Genomic DNA, 21,030 nt, shown 5'->3' on the forward strand with positions numbered 1-21,030 from the left:
CGAGAACGCTACGGCCGTCCATCCGGTCCAGGTACCGATGAGCTGTCCTGACGCGTTGCACGGCTCCGCAGGGTTGGATGCCCAGGTCGGCGCCAAGCATGCGCAGTCAGAGGGGCGCGTGCTCCAGCAGAGTGGGATTTGGAGGTGATGTCACCAGGTTGACTTGCTCGATTTCTATGTTCGCATTGCCGAGTTGATCATTTCTGCGGATTCTTTCTCGCTCAGAGCAGTCTCGCGAAGTTCGCTCAGCCTCCGCCGGTAAGGTGCCATGTCTTCGGCATCTTCCAGTACCAACATCGCGGTGACGGTGTGAACGGCGAGGACAGAGTTGTCGTCGTAGTCCTCGAAGAATCCGAACGCCGTCTGAAGATCTTCGTCGATGCAGTCGGATGGAACGATGTGCACGTGGCAGTGCGGGACAGTGGAGGTGATCGTCAACTGAAGGAGCTGTTCATCGAGGACGCTGCGCATGGTCGGGTCGTGGAGAGCGACTTCGTCGATGTAGAAGGTGGCGTCGAAGCCTGCCTTTACACCTTTGAGCACTTCCTGGCGCGATAGCCTTGCCTGCAAGGCTTTCTTGACGAGTGGGTCCTTGGGGTTCCGGTTCTGCCGCAGCATCACGTCCGCGTACTGCTCGCTCTGCAGTAGGGAAGGGATTCGCCGCGGTTCGTAGAAGGTCGTGGTCTTGGCGCTCGTGTGCAGGAAATCGAAGGTGGGGAGCAGGTCGGGCATGTTCTCTGGGTGACGCTGGAGGTCGTAGCCGTTGGGCGGTGACTCGGCCAGTTTCTTCAGGCGATCGAAATTGGCCGGTTCCGTCGTGGCTTTCGCAAGGTACGTGACGATGTCCAGAAGGGACCCTTCGCGCTGCCCGCTCTCTATTCGAGAGACTTTCGGGGCTCCCCAACCGGTTGAGCCGCAGATCTCAGCCTGAGTCAGGTCAGCGTGTTTCCGCGCTCGCCGGAGCGCGGCGCCAAGCTCTCGGCTCTTCGCCGTGGACTCCTCGACGTGCCTGGGTTGTGTCGGTTGTTTCGGTGCGGATTTGAACACGATGGATCGCTTTCTCAGGTCTAGCTCGGCCCTGGCCATTGAGGACTTTGTGGCCAGAGTCGGTGGTGGAGTTCGGACGGGACGAGAGCCGCCAGCGAGAGCCGGGCGGCAAGTACTTCCCTTGCAGCGATGTCGAACCGTTCGCACGGCCACTGCTTGCCGAAGCAGACAGAGCAGAGGAACGTCATGTCAGGGTCGGGGAGGTGTGCGGTCAGGTCACATACTGAGGAGGCGACCTTGCCCAACGGACTGTCGCTGTCGACGATCAAGCAGTTCCACGACCGGATCGAGGGCGGTTCCTCCATGACCGGCTCACCCGCCTCGGGTTCGGGAAGCTACTTGCGCCCGCTTGATCTCGTGGGACGCCGGAAGCAGGGGTTCTAGGTACGGTCGTGGCTGTGGAGGGAGAACGAGGGCTTCGGGCGCCTCGTCATCCAGAACGTCAGGCTCGACCGAAGGCCATCCTGCTTCCTCATCGTCGTGCTGTCTTCTGACCCTTGCGACGATCGCCAGAGCCGCCCAGTACGGCTGCCCTCGGAATCGGTGGATTCGACGACGCCTTCTGAGGTGGTTGACCATGAGACAGGTCAGGCAGCCGATGACTACGGCAACGCCGACAAACCAGAACATCGACATGACGGTCTCCCGGACGACATTCGCTCAGAAGCCTTCTCGGAGCCGGTAGGCCAGCCGGACGGATACGCAGGGCCAGCACTGTCCGCAGCACGAGCATCGGCCGTGGAGTGGATCGGTGTCGGGAAGAGGCGCGTGCACGGCGAGATAAAACGTCAGCAAGCTGTACAACTGGATGGGTTCAGGATCCTGCGATCGGTTGGCCCGCAATTTGGCCAACCAGAACGGAAGCCTGCGCCTTGAGTCGCGGTGCATCGAGTTCTTGCAGACGGTTGTCGTCATTGTCGACCTCCGGACGCGAGTGGTTTTCCTGGACTGTCACCACTCTGGCGCGACCGCTATAGTTACGTAACGGGGTAACGTCGCTACGTTTGGTATTTACCTTCATTTACCCCCTGGCGGAGCCGGAGAGCGCATGGCCGACGAGAGTGTCACCGCCGAGACGGCGCACGCCCGTCTTGCTGGGGAGATCAAGCGGCTCCGAAGTGCGGCCGACTTGAGTCAAGCCGGCTTGGGCGAGCGGGTGGGGTACACCCGGAACTACGTTTCCATGGCCGAGCGGCTCGGTGGGAATCTTCCTTCGCAGAACCTCGTCGAGGCACTCGATCAGGCCCTGGGTGCCGCAGGACAGCTGTGCGCGCTTTGGCGTGAAGCCAAGGAAGAACAGCAGGCTCGTCGTCGCCTGGGGAGAGCGACGGTCTTGAGCAGTTCTCCGCTATCGACCGAAGGGGTTGAAGATGCAGAGCTCAGCCGGCAGGCGATCGCCGAGGACGCGCGCGATGCCGCGCGGGTGGCGCGCATGATCGCTTCTTCGGGAACGACGAACGAGGCCGTCGAACAGTTCGACTCCGAGATCCGCAGGATCGCTGCGGCGTACATCTCCCGGCCTCTGGTCGACGTCTTCGGCGAGATTCGGGAGCTACGTCTAGAGGTCTTCCGGCTGCTTGATAGCAATCGGATCCCGAGCCAGCTGCGTGACCTCTATTTGCACGCGAGCAGGCTCGGCGGTTTGCAGGCGCACGTGTCGCTGGACCTTGGCGACTACCGCGCAGCCGACATCCACGCACAGACCGCGTGGCTGTACGCAAAACTCGCCGGACATCAGGACATGCTCGGCTGGATCAAGGCGCTCCAAAGCCTGATCGCCTACTGGGACGACCGGCTCGAGGACGCTGTCGAACGGGCACGGGAAGGTGCTTTGTTCCGGCCGCGAGGAACGACTGGAGCTCGTCTGGCGAGTCTCGAAGCGCGGGCCTGTGCGGCGCGCGGTGACGAACAAGGAACGCTGGCCGCTCTTGATGTCGCGGAGAACGCTCGCGCCGACGCGACCATGGACGAGTACTCCGGCGTCTTCACCTTTCCCGCGGCGAAGCAGTCGGTGTACGCCGGAACTACGCTGCTGACCTTGAAGAGCAGTTCGGCGCTGGCGAAACAGGCCATCGGGAAGTCGCAGTTCGCGCTCGACGTCTATCAGGTGGCGGCCCCAGCCGATCGTTCCGCGGGAGACATCCTCGCCGCCCGGCTCGATCTGGCTGGTGCGCATATGGTCTTGGGCGATCTGGATGCCACGCAGTCGTACTTGGTTCCCGTTCTCGCCGCGCCTCAGGTGCGCCGAACGGCCAGTATCGTCAAGAGGGCCCGCGACATCGGAGATCGATTGAGCTCCACGAAGTACCTCACAACGGCTCGCGCCAAGGGGCTGCGCAACGAGATCCGGGAGTTCTGCGTGCCGCCGCCCGCGCTTCCGCCGGGATCTGCGGTGGGCGCGAAGTGACGCCGCGACCTGAGGGCGTGGACACGACGAGCCGCGCCAAGCTCGCTGGAAGCGCGTACAAGGACGAGGCCGATCTGGCCGCACGGCAGTCGCTGTACAGCTGGCAGCAGCCGCGCTACGACCTGCCTGGCATCGTGCTCGAACATCTACCGGCTTCGGCTACGCGCGTGCTCGACCTGGGCTGTGGGAATGGGAAGTTCCTCGACCGCATCCGCCGTGACCGTCCGCAAGCGCTCGTCATCGGAGCTGACATCTCGCCGGGAATCCTGGCGCCCTTGCCGCCGCCGACCGTGGCAGCAGACGCGGCGGCTCTGCCGTTCGCGTCCGGGCGGTTCGACGTCGTCCTGGCGCTCCACATGCTGTACCACGTCGCCGACCTGGCTGCGGCGCTCGAAGAGATCCGTCGTGCGCTCGTTCCCGGCGGCTTTGTCTTCGTCTCGACGAACGCGCACAGCGACAAGGTCGAGCTGGACGACCTCTGGTCGGCGGCTGCCGGCGACGTCCTCGGCATCGCCAACGGGCCGAGGCGAGTGGCCCTCAGCGAACGGTTCGCCCTCGAAGACGCACCTCGCCTCCTTGATCCATACTTCGAACAGGTCACCTCGATCGATCTTCCCGGAGTGATCACCGTCCGCGAGCCCGAACCTGTGCTCGCACACCTCCGTTCGTATCGGGCTTGGGCTGACGAAGGCGGTGTGCCCTTCGACGCGACGATCGATCGCGCGCAGCAGTTGCTCGTCCGGCACCTCGAACGGCACGGCGAGTTCACGATCTCCTGCCTGGGCGGCGTCATCGTCGCCCGAAAGCCCCTTTGACCAGGCAACTCACAAGTTGATCACCTTGGGTAGCCAGGTACTACAAACGGGCGAAAAGTCGCTGATCGTGGTCATCTGACGACACTCCGGGCATACCGTGAGTTCCGGGAGAGGGACGAACGACCCGGCATGGTCAGTCCGGCGGGAGCGCGAGTGCGCGACCGCATGCTGAGTTGTCGCCTGGGAGTGCGTGTAGGGGGAACGGATATGGCGGAGCGCCGCCGTGCCGGCTTTGCCGTGCCATTGCGGAACCGGGAATTCCGGGCGCTTTGGGTCGCCGAGCTGCTGTCGATCGGCGGCGATCAGATCGCCCGGGTCGCGTTGTCGTTGCTGGTGTTCAAGGAGACCTCGTCCGCGGCGCTGACCGCGTTGACGTACGCCTTGACCTTCATCCCATCCGTGCTCGGCGGCTTCCTGCTGTCCGGCCTCGCCGACCGCTATCCGCGTCGAGCGATCCTGGTCGTTACCGACGTCATTCGCGCAGTCCTCGCCGCGGCGATGGCGTTGCCTGGGCTGCCGCTGCCTGTGCTGTGGGCGTGCGTCGCCGTGCTCAGCGCCGCGGCGGGCCCGTTCAAGGCGGCGCAGTCAGCGTTGCTGCCGCAGGTTCTCGGGCGCGAAGACTTTCCGGCCGGGCTCGCGCTGCGGCAGTTCACCGGTCAGGTCGCACAGGTGGTCGCGTTCGGATCCGGCGGGCTCGTGCTGACGCTGATCGAGCCGCATCTCGGAATGCTGGTCAACGCGGGCACCTTCGTGCTGAGCGCCCTGATCATCCTCAAAGGTGTGTCGTCGAGATCGGTCAGCCGAGCCGCCACCGAACAAGAGGAGTCGGTACACGCGCCTGCCCGAACGTGGGTCCTGCTTTACGCCTTGGTTCTGCTGGTGGGCGTCTACGTCGTGCCCGAGGGCTTGGCGGTGCCGTACGGACACGCCCTGGGAATCTCCGCCTTCGGCATCGGCCTGCTGCTCGCTGCCGACCCGCTGGGGAGCGCCATCGGCGCCTGGCTCACGACCCGGTTTCGGCTGCCCGCTACGCCGCTCACCGCGCTGCTCTTCGCGGTAGTGGCCGGCGTGCCTCTCGCCGCCTGCGTCTTCGAACCGGGAGTGGTCACTTCGATCGTCCTTTGGGCCGCGTCCGGCGCCGTTTCGACAGCCTTTCTCATCCAGGTCCAGACCGTGGTCGTCGACCTGGTGCCGGATGCCCGTCGCGGCGGAGTGATGGGTCGGATGTCGACGTGCCTGCACTGTTCGCAGGGCATCGCGATCCTGGGCGGCGGGGTGGCCGCCCAGCAATTCGGGCCCTTCAAGGCTGTTGCCGCGGCAGGCGCTGTCGCGATCGGCGTTGCGGCGGGAATCAGCGTGCTGTGGGTCCTGACTCGCTCCCGGCGGCGAGCCGGGAGCGAGCGTGGTTCAGCGAATGAGGACGCGCGAGATCACCAGTCCTTGTTGGTCATCGATGAACCCTCCTCCCAGCGAACGGACTGCCTGGACGGCCCGCCCGCTGAGAACACCCCGACGACGGCGTCCGCCGGAGGACCGCCTGGGGACGCAAGCGACTCAAGTATGCAGGTCAGGGCCTCCAATGTGGTCCGCGAGGCCTCCCGTGATACGGAACGTATTTGGAATGTCACGCGGTGGAAGCTCTGGTCGCTGCGTCGCCGGGTGATCGCCTTCGTGCTGGCGGTCGAGATCGCCGCGGTCGTACTCACGCTTCTGCTGGACGGATTCACGCAGGTAAGCCGATCCGATCTCTTCCGTTTCGGCGTCCTCGTGGTGCTCGGTCTCCTCGCGGCGGAAGTGACCAGGGCCGTCGAGCAGATGCGACGCCGGTTCTCCGATACGCCGCACGTCAACATGAGCTCGGTATGGACCCTCGCGGCGGCCTTGCTGGTCACGCCGGCGCTGGCGGCGGCGACCGCGGTCATCCTCTACGGGCACTTGTGGTGGCGCAGCTGGCGTCGAGTGTCCGGCATGTGCCTTTACCGGGTGGTGTTCAGCGCGGGCTCGGTGGTCGTCTCCTGTTGTTCGGCGATCGCAATGGCGCGCTGGCTCCCCGCCGTCCAGATCCTCGAAACCGTCGACGACGGTGCACTGCTCGGGCTTGCCGTAGTGGTCGTCTGCTACTGGCTGGTGAACTCGGCTTTGGTCGGCGGCGTGATCGCGTTGTCGCCCGGCAGGCGCTCGGTTGGAGCGTTGGTCGGAAGCTGGAGCGAGAACAGCCTCGAGTTCGCGACGTTGTGCGTCGGCGTCCTGGTCACGTTGTTGATGGTCTGGCATCCACTCGCGCTGGTCTTCGTCATGCTGCCGCTCTACGTGCTGACGCGCAGCGTTCTCGTTCGGCAGCTCGAAGCCGCGGCGACGACGGACAGGAAGACCGGCTTGCTCAACGCCGAGACGTGGAAGACCCTCGCGGAGAACGAGGTGGCCAAAGCTCGGCGCCACGAGGCGCCGATCGGTGTGCTGATGATCGATGTCGACAAGTTCAAGTCAGTGAACGACACCTACGGACACATCGCCGGGGACAGAGTCCTGCGCGAGATCGCACAGGCGATCGTCGAAAACGTTCGGTCGTACGACATCGCCGCACGATTCGGTGGCGAAGAGTTCGTCGTTCTGCTGCCGAGTGCTGATACGGCGGCCTCGGTCGGCATCGCGGACCGTGTCTGCAAGGCAGTCCGCGGAATGAGGTTCGATGACGAATTGGGTGATTTGCGCCTTAGTGTCTCAATTGGCGTAGCTTCCTATCCGGAAGCCGGCGAAGCCCTCAACGATGTGCTCGTCGCGGCGGACAACGTCCTGTTCGCGGCGAAGGACGCTGGGCGGGACAGGGTTCGCTCGTTGATTCCGGACCCTCGCCGTACGGCATCCGCCAGGGCAAATTAAGCGCCTCGGCGGTCGGCTTCATCGGCGTGGCGTTCCGCTTGGTAACCCTGAGCCCACTCGGCCAGCGGCCGGATGGCGCGGAGCAACGAGCGTCCCGTCGGAGTGAGCACGTACGAGACTGTCGCGAAGTTGCCCGATTCGGCGTGCCGCTCGATGAGCCCGTCCTCGCGAGCACGCTGCAGGGTGTCGCTCAGCACCCGGTTCGAGAGTAAGCGGTCTCGGTCGGTGCGCTTCTCGACGTCGTTGATCGAGGCCAGCAATTCCTTGAAAGGCGTCTCGCCGCGGGCAAGCCCGGCCAAGACGGCGACGGTCCACCTGCCCCTCAAGAGATCCAAGGCGGTCTGGACGCTGTGCCGGTACGGAATTTCCCACCCCTCCATACCGACCAGCTAACACGATTCGCGACGACTTGCGCGCGAGCAATTCTACTCATCCCTACACCCGGACGAGTGACAAAAGCCCTGATGAGCCAAGGCTCACCCGGTGTTGACCTTGCCCTCACCGGGCCGGAAGGCGGTATTCCTGACCTGCCAGGAACGGACTGCCTGGCGACGCAGGAGAAAGAAACGAAGGCCGGCTGGACATCCTCCCCTCGCTCGAGGAACTCGCAAGCGCCTCGGGCAGCTCCAGCCGGCCTTCGCCTTCAGACAGGTTCACGGAGGGAGGCCGGATGCCAGCCGAGTACGTTCTCGACTGCGGTGATCGAACGAAGGTTCCCGCAGGCGAAGACGACGACGAATTGTTGAGCCGGTACGTCTGGTGCGACGAGTGCCGGATCTGGCGGCGCGTCATCAAGCAGGTGGATCCCGCCGATCTGGATGCCGAGGTCGGACGATGACCGTCACCGATTTCACCGAACGCTTGAGGAAGGCCGGGCCGCCGTCGAAGAGTTCGTCGCGTTGGCTCAACCTCGCCACGGTCGTCGTCGCTCTGGTGTTCGCTCTGGTCATCGTCCATCTCGTCGCGGTCCTCACAGACAGGACGGTGCCCGCACTTGTGCTGGCCAGGGATGTCGGCGCGAGTCAGCCGTTCACCGAATCAGACCTGGCCACTGTCGACCTGGTCCCTGACCACGACGTCCGCTTCGTCCGAGCGTCCGACCGAGCCACTGTCGTCGGCCGGGCGCCGGCCGTCGGCCTGCAGAAGGGGACGCTCCTCGCCGCGGCCAGCCTCATACCGGAGGGTGTGCCGGGACCTGGGTTTCAGCTGGTCGGCATGCGGGTGGAAGCCCGGCCACCGACCGAGTCAGCCCCTTTGGCCGCATGCGCAAGTCTGCGTGTCCGCGTTGCCGCAGGCACAGCCCTGCAACACGTCATCGCCGGTGGGCAACGCGTTCTTCGCCCGGGTCGCCGGAGTCGGTTCACCGGACTCTTCCGGGACGGTCGTCGTCGACGTGATCGTCGATCCAGAACACCTCGGCCCGGCTCTGGCCGCGGCAAGCGGTTCCGTGATCATCAGCCTCAGGGGAGCGTGACATGAAATCCAAGCTCTTGATCGCCTTGCTCGTCGCGGCCGCTACGGCGGCGTGCAGCGAGAGCGGAAGTACGCCCTCGACCGTGCCCTCATCACCCCCGGCACCAAGCTGGAGCCCGACCGCTGAGGACGTGGCGAAGCAGAAAGCGCTCGAGGCTTACGAAGGTTACTGGCGCGTCAGCACCGCCGCGGAGAAAGCGCCTCGGTCGAAGGATTGGCGCTCAGCTCTGGGCGAGTACCTCGTCGACCCGGAGCTGACGCGCCACCTCGCGGAAATCCAGAACCTGGCCTCAGTGCCATCGCATATGGAGGGTGACTACCGGCGTTCCCCGGCGGTGACCGCGGTGTCGCTCGACAAGGCCGACCCGCGGATCAAGATCACCGACTGCCTGGATCGGACCGGACTCCACCTGGTCAGCGACAAGCCGGGCGAGCAAGGGCGGGTTCTCGACAACCCGGACCAGCCGCGACGGTACGAGTTCCGGGCCGAGGTCGTCCGGTACGCCAGCCTGAACGATCGGTGGCTGGTCCAGGTCGTCGTAGCCGCCTTGGACAAGCCATGCTGACGAAGGCGATCGGCTCGGCTCTGCTGATGGCCGCGACGGTCAGCCCGGCGACGGCGTGGGCAGACCCAGGTGGCTGCCAATCCTCGGGGGTACGCGGGACCTGCTGGGTCGGCGCGACGGATCCCGGCCGACCGGGCCGCGAGGGAGGACAGCCGGGGACAGGCCCGGCAAGCCACGGAAGGCGCGCCGGACCTGCACCGCAGTGCGTTCCGATGGAGATCCCCCAGCCGGCGGTCGGTGACCCGATGTGGGCGGGGAAGGACGCGGCGAAGGGTCGGTTGGTCGTGATGATCTGCGGCGTCGGCGGGCCCGGCGGTGGATATCCCGGCGACTCTCGGGTGGCTTACGTGCCCAATGGGGTCCCTCCCGTCCCGCAGGTTTCGCCGGCCGAACTCGCTCGGCAGGCGATCGACCAGATGGGACTCTCCGCGCCCGACATCAGGCTGGCTCCGCCCGCCGATTCGCCGCACGGAGCAACGATCGGCTTTCCGGTGTGGATGTGGAGCGCGCGTAGCGAGGCCACCACCGGCCCGGTCACCCGGACGGCGACCGCTGGGACAGTCAGCGTGACGGCCACCGCCAAGCTCACCGGCATCACCTGGAGGATGGGCGACGGAGCAGCGAAAGCTTGCGCTGGACCGGGTACGCCGTTCACCGAAGACCGCGCCGGCCTCGCGTCACCTGACTGTGGGCACGTCTACCTGACCAAGGCCCCGTCCGGCGCCTTCTCGATCACGGCGACCGGTCACTGGGAGATCAGCTGGACCGGCGGCGGGACGTCCGATTCCGAGGCAATGGATCTCACTTCGAATGCTCAGCTGCCCGTCCGCGAGATCCGCACGCTGAACTCCAGAGGAGGCAGCCATGAGTGACCCGGCTCAGCTTGAAAGGCCGCCGCTCGCGCCAGAGGTTCGGCCGCTTCGGAGGCGACCGTCGAGGGTGCTGATCCTCGTGGGTCTCGTGCTGGCCGCGTTGTGCGCGACCGGGACGGTGTTCGTCTATCGGAACGTCGACACGACGATCGCCGCGGTCGGTGTCGGCGCGCCGGTCCGATACGGGCAGGTCGTGCTCGAGAGCTCCGTGCGTGAGGTCCAGGTCCGACCTGATCCTGGTCTCACGCCGGTGTTGTGGAAGGACCGGTCGCAGCTCATCGGGCGGAAGGCCACGACGAATCTCTGGCCAGGGAGCGTGCTGACCGCGCAGGCTGTCGGAGGCGAGCTCCCGCCCAGGCCCGGAGAGCAACTACTGGGCATCGCCGTCAAGCCGACTCAGCTCCCGGCGACGCCGTTGGAACCGTTAAAACCCGTTCTCCTCGTTCCTTCGGGTCAGGGCGGCACAGTCGTCGAGACCTGGGAACCGGTGCAAGGAACGGTGGTTCGCGTAGGGGAGCGGGATCAGACCGGACTCCGCGTTGTCGATGTCGTCGTCGCAGAGCACCAGGGCCCGAAGCTCGCTACCAAGGGTTCGGTGGGCACGGTCGCGATCGTCCTGCTGCCGGGGAGTTGAGCCAACCATGCTGATCACTTTCACCTCTCTGCGCGGAAGCCCGGGAACGTCGGCCGCGACGCTGGCCTTGACGTGGGCTTGGCCGCGCCACGCGGTCGCCGCGGAATGCGATCCGTCCGGCGGTCAGGCGCTCGCGGTGTTCGACCCGAACGGTGCCCTCGGGCACCGAGGGATGCTCGAGGCGATGCTGGCCGCGCGGACGATGCCGTTGCCGCAGGCGTTGTGGCAGCAGACGATCACACTGCCGGACGGCACCGGACGGCACTTTCTCCTACCTGGGCCGCAGACGACCCGGATCGCGGAAAGCCTGCAATGGCAGCGACTGGCGCTGGCTTTCCGGACCTGGGAGTCGGTCGACGTCCTGGCGGACTGTGGCCGGCTCCGTTCCCGCGGCATGCCGCACGCTGTTCTGGGAAACGCCGACCTGACGGTGCTGGTAGTGCGCAACGATCGACATTCGCTCCGAGCCCTGTCGTCCTCTGTGGACTTGATTCGCGAGGAGATCGGCCTCCTCGGTACAGCGGATGACGGCTTGGTGGTCGTTCTTGCGGCTGCTCCCGCCGGGTTTCCGGTCAAGGAGGTCGAGAGGCAGTTCGCGAAACTCGGTCTGCCGGTCATCGGCGAAATGCCGTGGGACCCCTCGGCCGCCATGCAGTTCACGGACACGTTCAGGCCAGGCAAACGCTTCGAGGTCTCGCCGTTGCTTGAAACGTCCCGGAAGCTTGGGTTTGAAATCGGCAAGCGAGCCTTCACGCGGTCGCGAAGGCTTCGAGGGCGGGCGATCCCTCAGCAGGTGCCCGCCAGGAACGAGGCGCCACGACGTGAACTCGTGAGAAGGCCACCGCCTCCTTCGATCCCACGGCCTGCCGCGTCTGCTGGGGGAGGGGATCGCCATGGTGGTTGAGCGGGATTTCGCCGGGGCTGACGAACTCGTCGATCGTGTCCAGCAAGCCCTCGCGAAGCAGGTTGAGGAAGCGATGGCACGCCACAGCGAGCCGGAATCACAAGGTTTCGAGCGTGCGTTGGCCGGAAAGCTGATCGACGAGGTGCTCTCGGTTGCGATCAAGGAGTGGGCTGGCCGAGGGCGGCCGTTTCTTGATCCAGGCAAGGAGTGGTTCGTCAAGCAGGCCGTGATGGCGGAGATGTTCGGCCTGGGACGGCTGGAGCCGCTGCTGGCCGACGAAGGCGTCGAGAACATCGACATCATCGGCAACGAGCCCGTCTGGCTGTCCTATGCGGACGGAACGGTCATGCGCGCGCCCCGGATCGCACCGACCGATGAAGCCTTGCTTCGTTGGCTGCAGCGTCTGGCCGCCCGCCACGGACGGACCGAGCGCTCCATCAACAGCACGTCACCACTGCTGAACATGGAACTACCGGGAGGCGAGCGCCTGGCTGCCACCATCGAAGTCAGCGACCGCCCGCACGTCTCCATCCGACGGCACCGGCTGTCCAAGACCGGACTGGCGGACCTCCGCAAGCGGAGGATGATCTCGACGGCGCAGCTCGCACTCTTGCGCGCGGCAGTGCGAGCGGAGAAGAACATCGTCGTTTGCGGCAGGCAACGGGCGGGGAAGACGACGCTCCTGCGAGCTCTCTGCTGGGAGATCCCTCCGTACGAACGGTTCGCGACGCTGGAGACCGAGTTCGAGCTCGGCCTGCACCGGCATCGTGATCGCTTTCCCGCCGTGGTCGCCTTCGAGGAACGGGTCGGCAATTCGGAGCGGTCCGGCAGCACCGTTGCCGACCTGTCGCACTTGGTCTGGCAGTCGCTGCGCATGCACATCACACGCACGATCGTCGGTGAGGTCCGTGGCCGCGAGATCATCCCGATGCTCGACGCGTTGTCGACGGGCGGATCGGGCTCACTCTCCACGCTGCATGCGCGGAACGCGGGGGACGCCATCAACCGGATGGCTCGTCTATGCCTTGAGGGGAACTCGGCATGGACTCCCGAGCTGGCGCAGGAAACCGTCGCGCACGCGATCGATCTCATCGTGCACGTCGATCTCGTCGCCGACGGAAGCAGCCTCGATCGCTACGTTGCCGAGATCGTCTCCGTCGAGGCCGGTGAGTACGGCCGGCCCGCGCGGACCTACCTCTTCCAACGCGCTGCAGGTCGTCGTTCTGTGCCTACCGGGAATCTGCCGACCGACATCGAGGACTACGAGCGCGCCGGGTTCGACCGGGCTTGGCTGACCTGCGGTAGCGATGGGGAGTGGGCCCATGCCTGAACTCGTCCTTGTTCTGCTTGGCGTCGGTCTCGTCGGCGGCCTGGCCCTCATCGGCGCCGGGGCGTTCGGATTCGGACGGCGACGGAAGGTCGCCTTCCAGCCAAAGATGCTGTGGTGGCGTCGTCGTGCAGATCGTGGCTTGCGTTGGCGAGGACCGCTCGCGCTGTCTGCAGGTGCTCTCGTCTGGCTTGTCTCCGGCTGGCCGGTCGCCGGGGTGGCCATCACGATCTTCATCGTCTTCCTGCCGTGGCTTTTCGCGGCGGGTGCGATCGCCAAGCAGCGCATCGAACGGCTGGAAGCCCTTGAAACGTGGTTGCGACGTCTCAGCGATGTCATGGCGGCGGGAAACACCGGCCTCGTCAGCGCCATACAGAGCTCGACCCGCGAAGCGCCTGCCTGTCTCGCCAGCGAGCTGACCACGCTGGCGCATCGTCTGCGGACCTGGGACGTGCAGGAAGCCTTGCTCGAGTTCGCCGACGACGTCGACGACCAGATCGGGGATGCCGCGGTGGCCGGCCTCTGCGTCGCACACCGCCAAGGCTCAGGGGTCGCCGTCCTGTTGCGTGCGCTCGCTCGCCAGGTTGCCGAGGACATCGTCGCTCGCCGGACCGCGGAATCCGAACGGGCACGGAGGAGATCTACTGCGCGGGTCTTGCTCGGCATCTGGGCCGCGATGTTCTCGGGGATCGCTCTCTTCGGTAGCTCGATGTACACCGCGGCCTATGCCACTCCGGTCGGACAGGTTGTCCTGGCCGTCGTGCTCGGGCTGGTCGGCGCCTCCGCGGTATGGCTGCGCCAGCTGGGCCTTGAGCCACCTGCCGCCAGGTTCCTTGCCGCACGGGCTCGGCGGCGGACATGAGCACACTCGGCCAACTCATCCTGCTGGCACTGGGGATCGCCGGCGGCACGACACTGATCGTCGCGGCATACGTGCCGGGACGTCTCCGGCTCAGCGATGTCCTGAACGGTCCGCCAGCCGTCTCGGACAGCTCGTCGCTGAATCCCGCCTTTCGAGCGATGATCCGGCTCGCCGACCGCTGCGGAGCGAGAGCGCCGGCCACAGACCTCGACCTTGTCGGCCAGACGCGCGAATCCTTCATGCTGAGCCGCATCGGCTACGCGTCCGCCGGAGCCCTGGCGGTCCCGCTGACGAGCGCCGCGCTCGCCGTCCTCGGTGCTGGGACACCGGTCTTCCTAACCGGAGCGATGTCGCTGTGCGTGGCGGCATTCGGCTGGACATTTCCGCGACTTCTGCTGCGCGCTAAGGCGCAGAGAGCACGGGCCGCGTTCCAGGGCGCACTGATCGCTTACGCACACCTCGTCGCTCTCGGGCGTCTCGGTGACCGCGGTCCGGTCGAAGCGATGCGCTACCCGGCCTCGTTGGGCGAAGGCTGGGCATTCCACCGGATCCGGCTGGCGATGAACGAAGCGTCCTTGCGCGGCCGGATGCCGTGGGAAGGACTTGAGCGCCTCGCCGGCGAGCTGGGTGTTCGCGAACTCAGGGATCTCGGCCACATCATCACCAGCGCGAGCGAGGGCGGAGCGAGCATCGCGGACACCCTGCGCTCGAAAGCGGCCTCGATCGCCCAGCAAGGCCTGGCGGATCAGAAGACCGGCTCGTCGATCCGTTCGGATCGGATGGACATGCCGATCGCCTTGATGGGCCTGGCATTCATCGTCTTTCTCGCCTTCCCCGGCATTTTCACGATGCTCGGCACCTGAACAGAGGAGAAGCCCATGCTCAAAACAGTGGTGGCCCGCCTGCAGCTCGCCGTACTCACGATCGGATGCGTCCTGCAGAAGCGCGGAGTGCAGTTCGTGCGCGAAGCCGAGCGCGGTGACGAGAACATCACCAAAGCCATCTACGCCGTACTAGGTCTCGTGCTGGCCACCGCGATCGCCGGGGCGGTCACGGCCTTCGTGAACGGCAAGCTTCCGTTGATCGGAGGGCAATGAACCTCCGTCGCCGCGCCGCGGACCTGACTGGCGACCGCGGCGACGAGAACGTGTCAGCGATCCTCGGCCTGGGAGCACTTCTTCTGATCACCTGGGTCGTCTTGCAAGCCGTTCTGCTCTTCCTGGGGCGAAACGTGGCCTTGGAGGCGGCGAGGGATGGCGTCAACGTCGCGCGGCTGCCGCCCGTCGACGTGGTGGCCGCTGAGCAGCACGCCGAGAGCTACATCAGCCAGGTGACCGGAAGCTGGCTGTCCAATGTGGATGTGGAAGCCGTAAGCGACGGTCGAAACGTCACTGTGGTCGTCACTGCCGAGGCTGCTTCGCTCGTACCCTTCGCGCGTTTCTCCGTGAGCCAGCGAGCCTCCGGGCCGATCGAACAGCTGACGCCATGAGGTACGGAGATCGTGGCGACGTGAACGTCGAAGTCGTGATCGGCGTGTCGACGTTGATCGTCCTTTTCGGTCTCGCACTCGTCGGAATGCGGGTAATCACAGCAGAATCCGCGGTGGACGAGGCCGCCCGCTCCGCCGCACGTGCGGCTTCCATCGCCCGTGACGGTCATGCCGCTGCGTCGGTCGCCGAGGCACGGGCGCGAGCTGTCATCACTCAGCAGGGCTTGAACTGCACCGAGCTCAACATCGCCGTCGATGCTCGAGACTTCGCCAAGCCGCTGGGCGAGACCGGCTACGTGATCGCCACCGTCAGCTGTGAAGTCACGTTCGGCGATCTCATGATCCCGGGTTCCCGACTCGCGGCCGCGGAGTTCCGGTCACCGATCGATCGCTATGGAGCACGCCGATGATCCGTTTGCAGGGTGAACGCGGGTCTGTCTCGGTGTGGTTGGTCGGGCTGAGTATCGCCCTGATCATCGCGATCGGGTGGGCGGTCGACGGCAGCCGCAAGGCCCAAGCCCATTCGGAGGCGATGTCGATCGCCGAAGAGGCCGCGCGTGCAGCCGGGCAGGCGCTCCGCGTACAGGCTCTTGCCTCGGGCCAGGTCGCTGACGTCGATCCGCAGAAGGCCGTCGCTGAAGCGGAGCGCTACCTCGCGGCGACGGGCGTCGCCGGAACCGTTGTCGTGCAGGGCAATCGGATCGTCGTCGACACCGCTGTCACCAGAAGCACGATCTTCCTCGTCATCGTCGGTGTTTCGGAGTTCTCCGTGCGCGGTCATGGTGCCGCCGATCTGGTTTCCGACGGATAGGAGCCCGGCTATGAGAAGGTTCCTGCGGCTCCTCATCGGCCTCCTGGGACTGGGCCTGCTCGTCGTCGGTCCGCCGCTCCTCCTGTGGACGTTCAAGTCGGCGTTCCTGCCGGACCACGTGCCGGATCTCCGGGAAGTCGCCGGCTGGATCACCGACCGGGACTCCGGCCAGGTGTTCCTCCTCGTGGTGGCGGTCGCTGGCCTGGTCGCCTGGTTGCAACTCGTTGTCGCTGTCGTGCTTGAATGCGTCGCGCTCGCACGTGGCGTGGCGGCGCCGCGACTGCCCGGATTCCGCTGGGCTCAACGACTCGTGGCGGGAGTCCTCTTCGGGCTGGTAGTCGGTACGACGGCCGCCGAGGCTTCGCAACCTGCCGCCCCGGCTTCCATCGCCGCCCCGCAGATCTCCGGACAAAGCAGCCACCAGCTCCCGGAGCAGGCAGAGCCTTCACCCGTAGGCGGGTACACAGTCGTTCCCGGCGACTCGCTGATGAGCATCGCGGCCGAACAGCTCGGGGACGAGAACCGCTACGAGGAGATCTTCGCCCTGAACCAGGGGCGGCGTCAGGCCGATGGAGAGGCTCTCCGAAGCGTTGGCTTGATCAAGCCTGGTTGGCGCCTTGAGCTGCCTGCCGAAGATCGCTGTGTCGAGATCGTTGTCAAGGAGGGCGACACGCTGACGGCGATCGCTCAGACGCGCCTCGGCTCGGCTGCCCGGTACGTCGAGATCTTCGAGCTCAACCGAGGTCGCCCGCTGCCAGGAGGCCGGATCCTGAACGACCCGGACCGGATTCATCCCGGCGATGTCCTTCGGCTTCCTGGTGCGGCCACGCCGGCACACGGCGGGGGAGCAGCATCTGGGACTGCTGCTGTTCCTGCTCCGGTCGTTTCACCTGGTTGTGGGCCAGAGCCTGCGCCACCAGCTGCCCGGTCACCGGAACCGAGTTCGCCTCTGCCGGAGCGAGTACCGGCACCAATCCCTGCTCCGGCGCCCGCCGAGGTCGCTCCCGACAGCGTGTTACCCCTGGTCGCCGTTGGGCTTGGAGGACTACTTGCCGCCGGCATTCTGGCGACCTTCGCCCGGCACAGGATGCTCGTGCAACGACGTCGTCGGCCTGGGCAGCGAATCCGCCGTCCACCGTCCACGGATCTGGAGACCGCACTCAGGAAAGCCGAAGAACCTGCCACTGCGGAGGCTCTTGACGTCGTGTTGCGCAGTCTCGCCCGACGTGCCCGAGAAGAGGGCACCTCACTGCCGACGGTTCGGTCTGCCGTGGTGGGTAGCCGAGGTGTAGTCCTGTATCCGCAGGGATACAGCGAAGCCTTCGCCGATTCACTGGATGCCGAGGAGCTTGACGTGGTTCCAGCGCCGTACCCAGCTCTTGTCACCCTCGGCCACGACACTCGCCGTGACCTTGTCATGGTCAACCTCGCTGAGATCGGCACGATCGCGCTCGACGGAACCACGGAAGAAGTCGAGCCTGTCTTGTTGGCCATGGCGTGGGAACTGGCGACGTCAGCTTGGTCCGAGTCCGTGCCCGTGACCTTGGTCGGCTTCGGTCGTTCCACCGCTGCACACAACCCTGATCGCTTCCGCCACTTCACGTCGGTGGACGAGTTTTCTGCAGCAGACCCGGCCCGAGCGGGCGTCATCCTGTCCACTGAACCGCTCGACTTGGAGCATGAGTGCCTTGCCGCTGTGGTCGCTACCAGCACGTCGGTCTCGGGTGCCTGGCGGCTGGATGTTTCCGGGAAATCCACGTCGATCGACGAACTCGGCATCGAAGTCGAGCCCCAGCGTCTGACCGTCGACCAGGCGGAAGAGCTCATCGCGACGCTCGCTGCCGAGGCCAACGCCGAGCAGGTACCTGCGGTTGAGTCCCCGGATGTTCCCTTCGTACCGCAGTCGGCTACGGGGCCCGAGCTGAGACTGCTCGGGCCGGTTGGGCTGCACAAAGTCGACCCGATGAAGGTCGAGGGCAAGAAGATCAACCGGCTCACCGAACTCGCCGCGTTCCTGCTACTCCATCCCGGCGCGACCGCCGACGAAATCTCGCGGCAGCTCGGAACGGACACTCGCCCCTGGTCCGCGGCGACGCGGCAGGGCTATATCTCCCGGTTGCGGACCTGGCTCGGCCACGACGAGAACGGCGACCTCTACCTCCCGAACGTCGAGGCCAACGGAGGCGGCTACCGCCTGTCGAAGTCGATGAACAGCGATTGGCATCGGTTCCGGCAGCTCGCCGGCTCCGGACTGAACCATGACGCGTCAGATCGGCGGGCTCGACTTGAAGCCGCACTGGAACTCGTCACCGGCATGCCCTTCAGCAACATCGGGCCCGGCCGCTACGCCTGGAACTCGTGGCACCAGCGAGAAATGATCGACGCCATCGTCGACGTCGCCCACGCCCTGGCCGAAATCTGCCAACAGGACGGCGATCTGCCAGCGGCCCGTCGCGCGATCTTGCGCGGTCTCCTCGCCGAACCCGTCAGCGAGCTCCTCTATCGAGACCTTCTCCGCGTGGAGTACCGGGCCGGAAACCTCGTCGCGGTGAAGGCCACCGCCGAGAAGTTGGCTGACCTCGCGGCCGCACTCGATGTCGACCTCGACGAGGAAACCGCCGCGCTCGTGGACACCCTGGTGGGCCCTGGTGAAGGCAGACTCACCAGGGATTTACGTTGCACTCACCCGAATACGTCGCGATAGGCATGGTCTTGCCTTCCCTCGAAGGCGAGAAACCTTTAGGAGAGAACATGTCTGTCGCAACAAAGATTCTGCCCATTGGCTTCGCCTTTGCGGCCGTCTTGGGAGTCAGTGAGGCCCAAGCTTCGGCCTCGCCGCGCGAGGAGCTCTATCAGTGCATCGTCCAGGACAACGTGCCGCTGTGGTACCACGGTGTAATCCTTCGGTTCGTCAACAAGGGGCAGGGCCTGTATGACGTACTCGACTTCGGTGGTCAGAGGATCTGGGCAACGCTCTGGGGCGGTGGCATGTCGTACCAGATCGACCGGTGGAACGTCGGTTGGTGCTAAAGGCTTGTACAAGGGACTTTCCGGCTCTAGCGCGGAAAGTCCCTTGCGGCCGGGATAGGTGGACTTCTGCCAGCGATTCTCCTCCGCTGGACGCTGATACTGGTGTGGAGGCACCTTCGATCGGCGCGTGTGCATCTGCACCATGAAGACCATGGACCTTGTCAAATGCGACGAGGCGACCTCTATGAATAGTTGATCGATCAGGCAACGGTGACGATGTCTACGAGGATCGCGGGCGGCGAGGCGCTGTCCGACCGTCTCGCCGCTCAATTCGTGCCCGCTCACCGCGCTCCAGTGGCAGCTCGCCGGCCAATAGCCCCTCTCACGATTCGAGGCGGCTCTGCGCGCCTGGGGGCGATCCAGCACTGGCCGATGTGCCGACACACCCTCTTAGAGGAGACCCTGTCGGGCCGCGACTAGGCGCGTCACGACGAGGTACACGCGCTCCTGCGTCGCGCAGCTCGTTCCGGCGCTGAGAACGTCGCCACCGGTCTCGTGCTGACCGCCGTCGTCGGCGGGTTGTCCGCGCAAGTCGAGCCGCAATCGGCGCCTCCGGGGTTCGCCGTGGTGTCACTGGCGGCGGCGTGTCAGTGACCGAGGTGAACACGCATGTGCATACCTCGGTCACCGGGCACCTGTGGGAGCAGATCCGGTGCTATCCGCTTCGCCGCCAGCCTCATGTGGTGGCCAACCTGGTTTGCGATGCCCGGCGGGCGGCTCTTCTGGCGCTGGGCATCGATACCTCGCAGGCCGCTGCCGAGATCGTCAGCATCGGCGCGGCCATCCTTACCGCCCGCCGGCGGAACCGAGCGCTGAGCAGTGATCAGGGCTGCGCTGTTTGCGGGAGCAACGTACCTGGGCAACCAGGCCACCGCCTACCCGTGGGGACCAACCCCGGCTGGGCGGGGACGACGGGTTCGCATCGTTCGAGCCGAACTAAGGCCAGGGGCCAGCCCCGCCTGAGCGGGGAGACTTGTCAACGGCTTCGGTCCTTAGGCTGCGTTCACAGGACAACTCGCCTGCACGGAGATGAGCTGTTGGTGGACGTGACGGCGTTGCCGTACTCGGGATCAACTCGCTTGGGCGAGGGCAACAGCATATCGAACATTGACGAGTTCGGTGGGTGAGGGACCAGTCTCGCTAGCTCTGCGTGACCGCAGCGCGGATTCGAACACTGTCGCCGTATGTGGATCAGTGGCTTTCGTGTCGGGATTGTCCCCATGTCGACCACCAGGTTGGTGCGGACCTCAGGTTCCGAATCAGCACGTTCGATCAGCAGGTAAGCCCGTGGATTACATCCACGGGCAAGAGCATCGCTCTAGTCCGCGTCGACGCCACGTGAACCGGTCAGTTCGAGGAATTCGGTCGGCTGAACCAATCGCCCAAATTCGTCATCGCCTGGTTCGTGCACGCGGGCATGGTACGGGGCGTGTCGCAACATTTTCTGACGATGCCACAAGAGTTCAAGTCATGGCCTACCTCGGTCTCGATGATGGACGCATCGAATGCGGGGCAAGCAACGATCATGGCGCAGATCTGCGGGTCGGAGAAGACGCGGGCTCATTCGCTGAACGTCGAGTTGCTTGGGGTCGCGATGTTCGAAGTCAGATTATGCGGAGGCCTGGACTTGTATGTGCCCAAAGGGGCAGGCACTCTGGACGGTTAGGGCACCCTCCTCGGCTGTCATGTGGTCGCGACTGCCTATGGGGAGGGGACATCATGGCGGTAGGCGGCACGCCGTTCTCCCTGGTCAAGCGCGGTACTTGTCCGGGACGTGAACGGTTCGGCGATGCCCCTCGACCATCGCGGTCATAGCACCGCCAGGTGATGCACTCAGGTGCATGGTCATCGGCGACGAACATTCGACGCATCGGTTTCCCGAAACCGTGGTGACGATGGGCAGCTGGAGCTTT

At 65.5% G+C, this 21,030-nt stretch carries 21 protein-coding genes; 19 read left to right on the forward strand and 2 right to left on the reverse strand.

Annotated features, from left to right (window positions below; all coding sequences use genetic code 11):
* Positions 1 to 174: 174 nt before the first annotated feature.
* On the reverse strand, positions 175 to 1,086 hold the full coding sequence (locus tag MJQ72_RS18650; RefSeq protein WP_240600633.1) for a helix-turn-helix transcriptional regulator: 912 nt from the start codon (positions 1,084 to 1,086) through the stop codon (positions 175 to 177).
* 198 nt (positions 1,087 to 1,284) lie between these two features.
* Here MJQ72_RS18650 and MJQ72_RS18655 point away from each other — a divergent pair, with 198 nt between their 5' ends.
* The 4 genes from MJQ72_RS18655 to MJQ72_RS18670 all read left to right on the forward strand — a co-directional run bounded on the left by MJQ72_RS18655 (position 1,285) and on the right by MJQ72_RS18670 (position 7,149).
* On the forward strand, positions 1,285 to 1,431 hold the full coding sequence (locus MJQ72_RS18655) for a hypothetical protein (protein ID WP_240600634.1): 147 nt from the start codon (positions 1,285 to 1,287) through the stop codon (positions 1,429 to 1,431).
* 664 nt (positions 1,432 to 2,095) lie between these two features.
* Complete coding sequence (locus tag MJQ72_RS18660; protein WP_240600635.1) at positions 2,096 to 3,454, forward strand: helix-turn-helix transcriptional regulator; 1,359 nt, start codon at positions 2,096 to 2,098, stop codon at positions 3,452 to 3,454.
* Between the two features lie 17 nt (positions 3,455 to 3,471).
* On the forward strand, positions 3,472 to 4,269 hold the full coding sequence (locus MJQ72_RS18665) for a class I SAM-dependent methyltransferase (RefSeq protein ID WP_240600636.1): 798 nt from the start codon (positions 3,472 to 3,474) through the stop codon (positions 4,267 to 4,269).
* A gap of 207 nt (positions 4,270 to 4,476) precedes the next feature.
* Positions 4,477 to 7,149 carry an MFS transporter gene (locus tag MJQ72_RS18670; protein ID WP_240600637.1) on the forward strand — a complete coding sequence of 891 codons (2,673 nt, stop codon included), beginning with the start codon at positions 4,477 to 4,479 and terminating at the stop codon, positions 7,147 to 7,149.
* Here MJQ72_RS18670 and MJQ72_RS18675 read toward each other — a convergent pair.
* A complete protein-coding gene (locus tag MJQ72_RS18675; RefSeq protein WP_240600638.1) occupies positions 7,146 to 7,529 on the reverse strand; it encodes a helix-turn-helix domain-containing protein in 384 nt (127 codons plus the stop codon). The two genes, MJQ72_RS18670 and MJQ72_RS18675, sit on opposite strands and share 4 nt — an antisense overlap.
* Before the next feature lie 290 nt (positions 7,530 to 7,819).
* Here MJQ72_RS18675 and MJQ72_RS18680 point away from each other — a divergent pair, with 290 nt between their 5' ends.
* From MJQ72_RS18680 to MJQ72_RS18750, 15 genes are all read left to right on the forward strand, one after another.
* A complete protein-coding gene (locus MJQ72_RS18680) occupies positions 7,820 to 7,987 on the forward strand; it encodes a hypothetical protein (protein ID WP_240600639.1) in 168 nt (55 codons plus the stop codon).
* Complete coding sequence (locus tag MJQ72_RS18685) at positions 7,984 to 8,628, forward strand: hypothetical protein (RefSeq protein ID WP_240600640.1); 645 nt, start codon at positions 7,984 to 7,986, stop codon at positions 8,626 to 8,628. Before MJQ72_RS18680 ends, MJQ72_RS18685 begins: the two co-directional genes overlap by 4 nt.
* Positions 8,625 to 9,188 carry a hypothetical protein gene (locus MJQ72_RS18690; protein ID WP_240600641.1) on the forward strand — a complete coding sequence of 188 codons (564 nt, stop codon included), beginning with the start codon at positions 8,625 to 8,627 and terminating at the stop codon, positions 9,186 to 9,188. The genes MJQ72_RS18685 and MJQ72_RS18690 overlap by 4 nt, the downstream gene beginning before the upstream one ends.
* 212 nt (positions 9,189 to 9,400) lie before the next feature.
* Positions 9,401 to 10,060 carry a hypothetical protein gene (locus MJQ72_RS18695; protein ID WP_240600642.1) on the forward strand — a complete coding sequence of 220 codons (660 nt, stop codon included), beginning with the start codon at positions 9,401 to 9,403 and terminating at the stop codon, positions 10,058 to 10,060.
* A gap of 67 nt (positions 10,061 to 10,127) precedes the next feature.
* Positions 10,128 to 10,694, forward strand: coding sequence for a flagellar biosynthesis protein FlgA (locus tag MJQ72_RS18700; RefSeq protein ID WP_240600643.1), 567 nt, complete (start codon positions 10,128 to 10,130; stop codon positions 10,692 to 10,694).
* Between the two features lie 136 nt (positions 10,695 to 10,830).
* A complete protein-coding gene (locus tag MJQ72_RS18705; RefSeq protein WP_240600644.1) occupies positions 10,831 to 11,598 on the forward strand; it encodes a hypothetical protein in 768 nt (255 codons plus the stop codon).
* Positions 11,588 to 12,928, forward strand: a complete 1,341-nt coding sequence (locus tag MJQ72_RS18710) for a CpaF family protein (RefSeq protein WP_240600645.1) — start codon at positions 11,588 to 11,590, stop codon at positions 12,926 to 12,928. The genes MJQ72_RS18705 and MJQ72_RS18710 overlap by 11 nt, the downstream gene beginning before the upstream one ends.
* Complete coding sequence (locus MJQ72_RS18715) at positions 12,921 to 13,787, forward strand: type II secretion system F family protein (protein ID WP_240600646.1); 867 nt, start codon at positions 12,921 to 12,923, stop codon at positions 13,785 to 13,787. The genes MJQ72_RS18710 and MJQ72_RS18715 overlap by 8 nt, the downstream gene beginning before the upstream one ends.
* Positions 13,784 to 14,650: a type II secretion system protein gene (locus MJQ72_RS18720; RefSeq protein WP_240600647.1), complete on the forward strand. Its 867-nt coding sequence runs from the start codon at positions 13,784 to 13,786 to the stop codon at positions 14,648 to 14,650. Before MJQ72_RS18715 ends, MJQ72_RS18720 begins: the two co-directional genes overlap by 4 nt.
* Before the next feature lie 15 nt (positions 14,651 to 14,665).
* On the forward strand, positions 14,666 to 14,884 hold the full coding sequence (locus MJQ72_RS18725) for a hypothetical protein (protein WP_240600648.1): 219 nt from the start codon (positions 14,666 to 14,668) through the stop codon (positions 14,882 to 14,884).
* On the forward strand, positions 14,881 to 15,276 hold the full coding sequence (locus tag MJQ72_RS18730; protein WP_240600649.1) for a hypothetical protein: 396 nt from the start codon (positions 14,881 to 14,883) through the stop codon (positions 15,274 to 15,276). The genes MJQ72_RS18725 and MJQ72_RS18730 overlap by 4 nt, the downstream gene beginning before the upstream one ends.
* A 20-nt stretch (positions 15,277 to 15,296) precedes the next feature.
* On the forward strand, positions 15,297 to 15,686 hold the full coding sequence (locus MJQ72_RS18735; protein ID WP_240600650.1) for a hypothetical protein: 390 nt from the start codon (positions 15,297 to 15,299) through the stop codon (positions 15,684 to 15,686).
* Positions 15,683 to 16,087 (forward strand): pilus assembly protein TadG-related protein, encoded by a 405-nt coding sequence (locus MJQ72_RS18740; protein ID WP_240600651.1) that lies wholly within the window; start codon positions 15,683 to 15,685, stop codon positions 16,085 to 16,087. The genes MJQ72_RS18735 and MJQ72_RS18740 overlap by 4 nt, the downstream gene beginning before the upstream one ends.
* Before the next feature lie 10 nt (positions 16,088 to 16,097).
* Positions 16,098 to 18,791: a LysM peptidoglycan-binding domain-containing protein gene (locus tag MJQ72_RS18745; RefSeq protein WP_240600652.1), complete on the forward strand. Its 2,694-nt coding sequence runs from the start codon at positions 16,098 to 16,100 to the stop codon at positions 18,789 to 18,791.
* A gap of 47 nt (positions 18,792 to 18,838) precedes the next feature.
* A complete protein-coding gene (locus MJQ72_RS18750) occupies positions 18,839 to 19,117 on the forward strand; it encodes a hypothetical protein (protein WP_240600653.1) in 279 nt (92 codons plus the stop codon).
* Positions 19,118 to 21,030 lie beyond the last annotated feature (1,913 nt).

Origin of the sequence: Amycolatopsis sp. EV170708-02-1 (assembly GCF_022479115.1) — a bacterium.
Taxonomy (GTDB): domain Bacteria; phylum Actinomycetota; class Actinomycetes; order Mycobacteriales; family Pseudonocardiaceae; genus Amycolatopsis.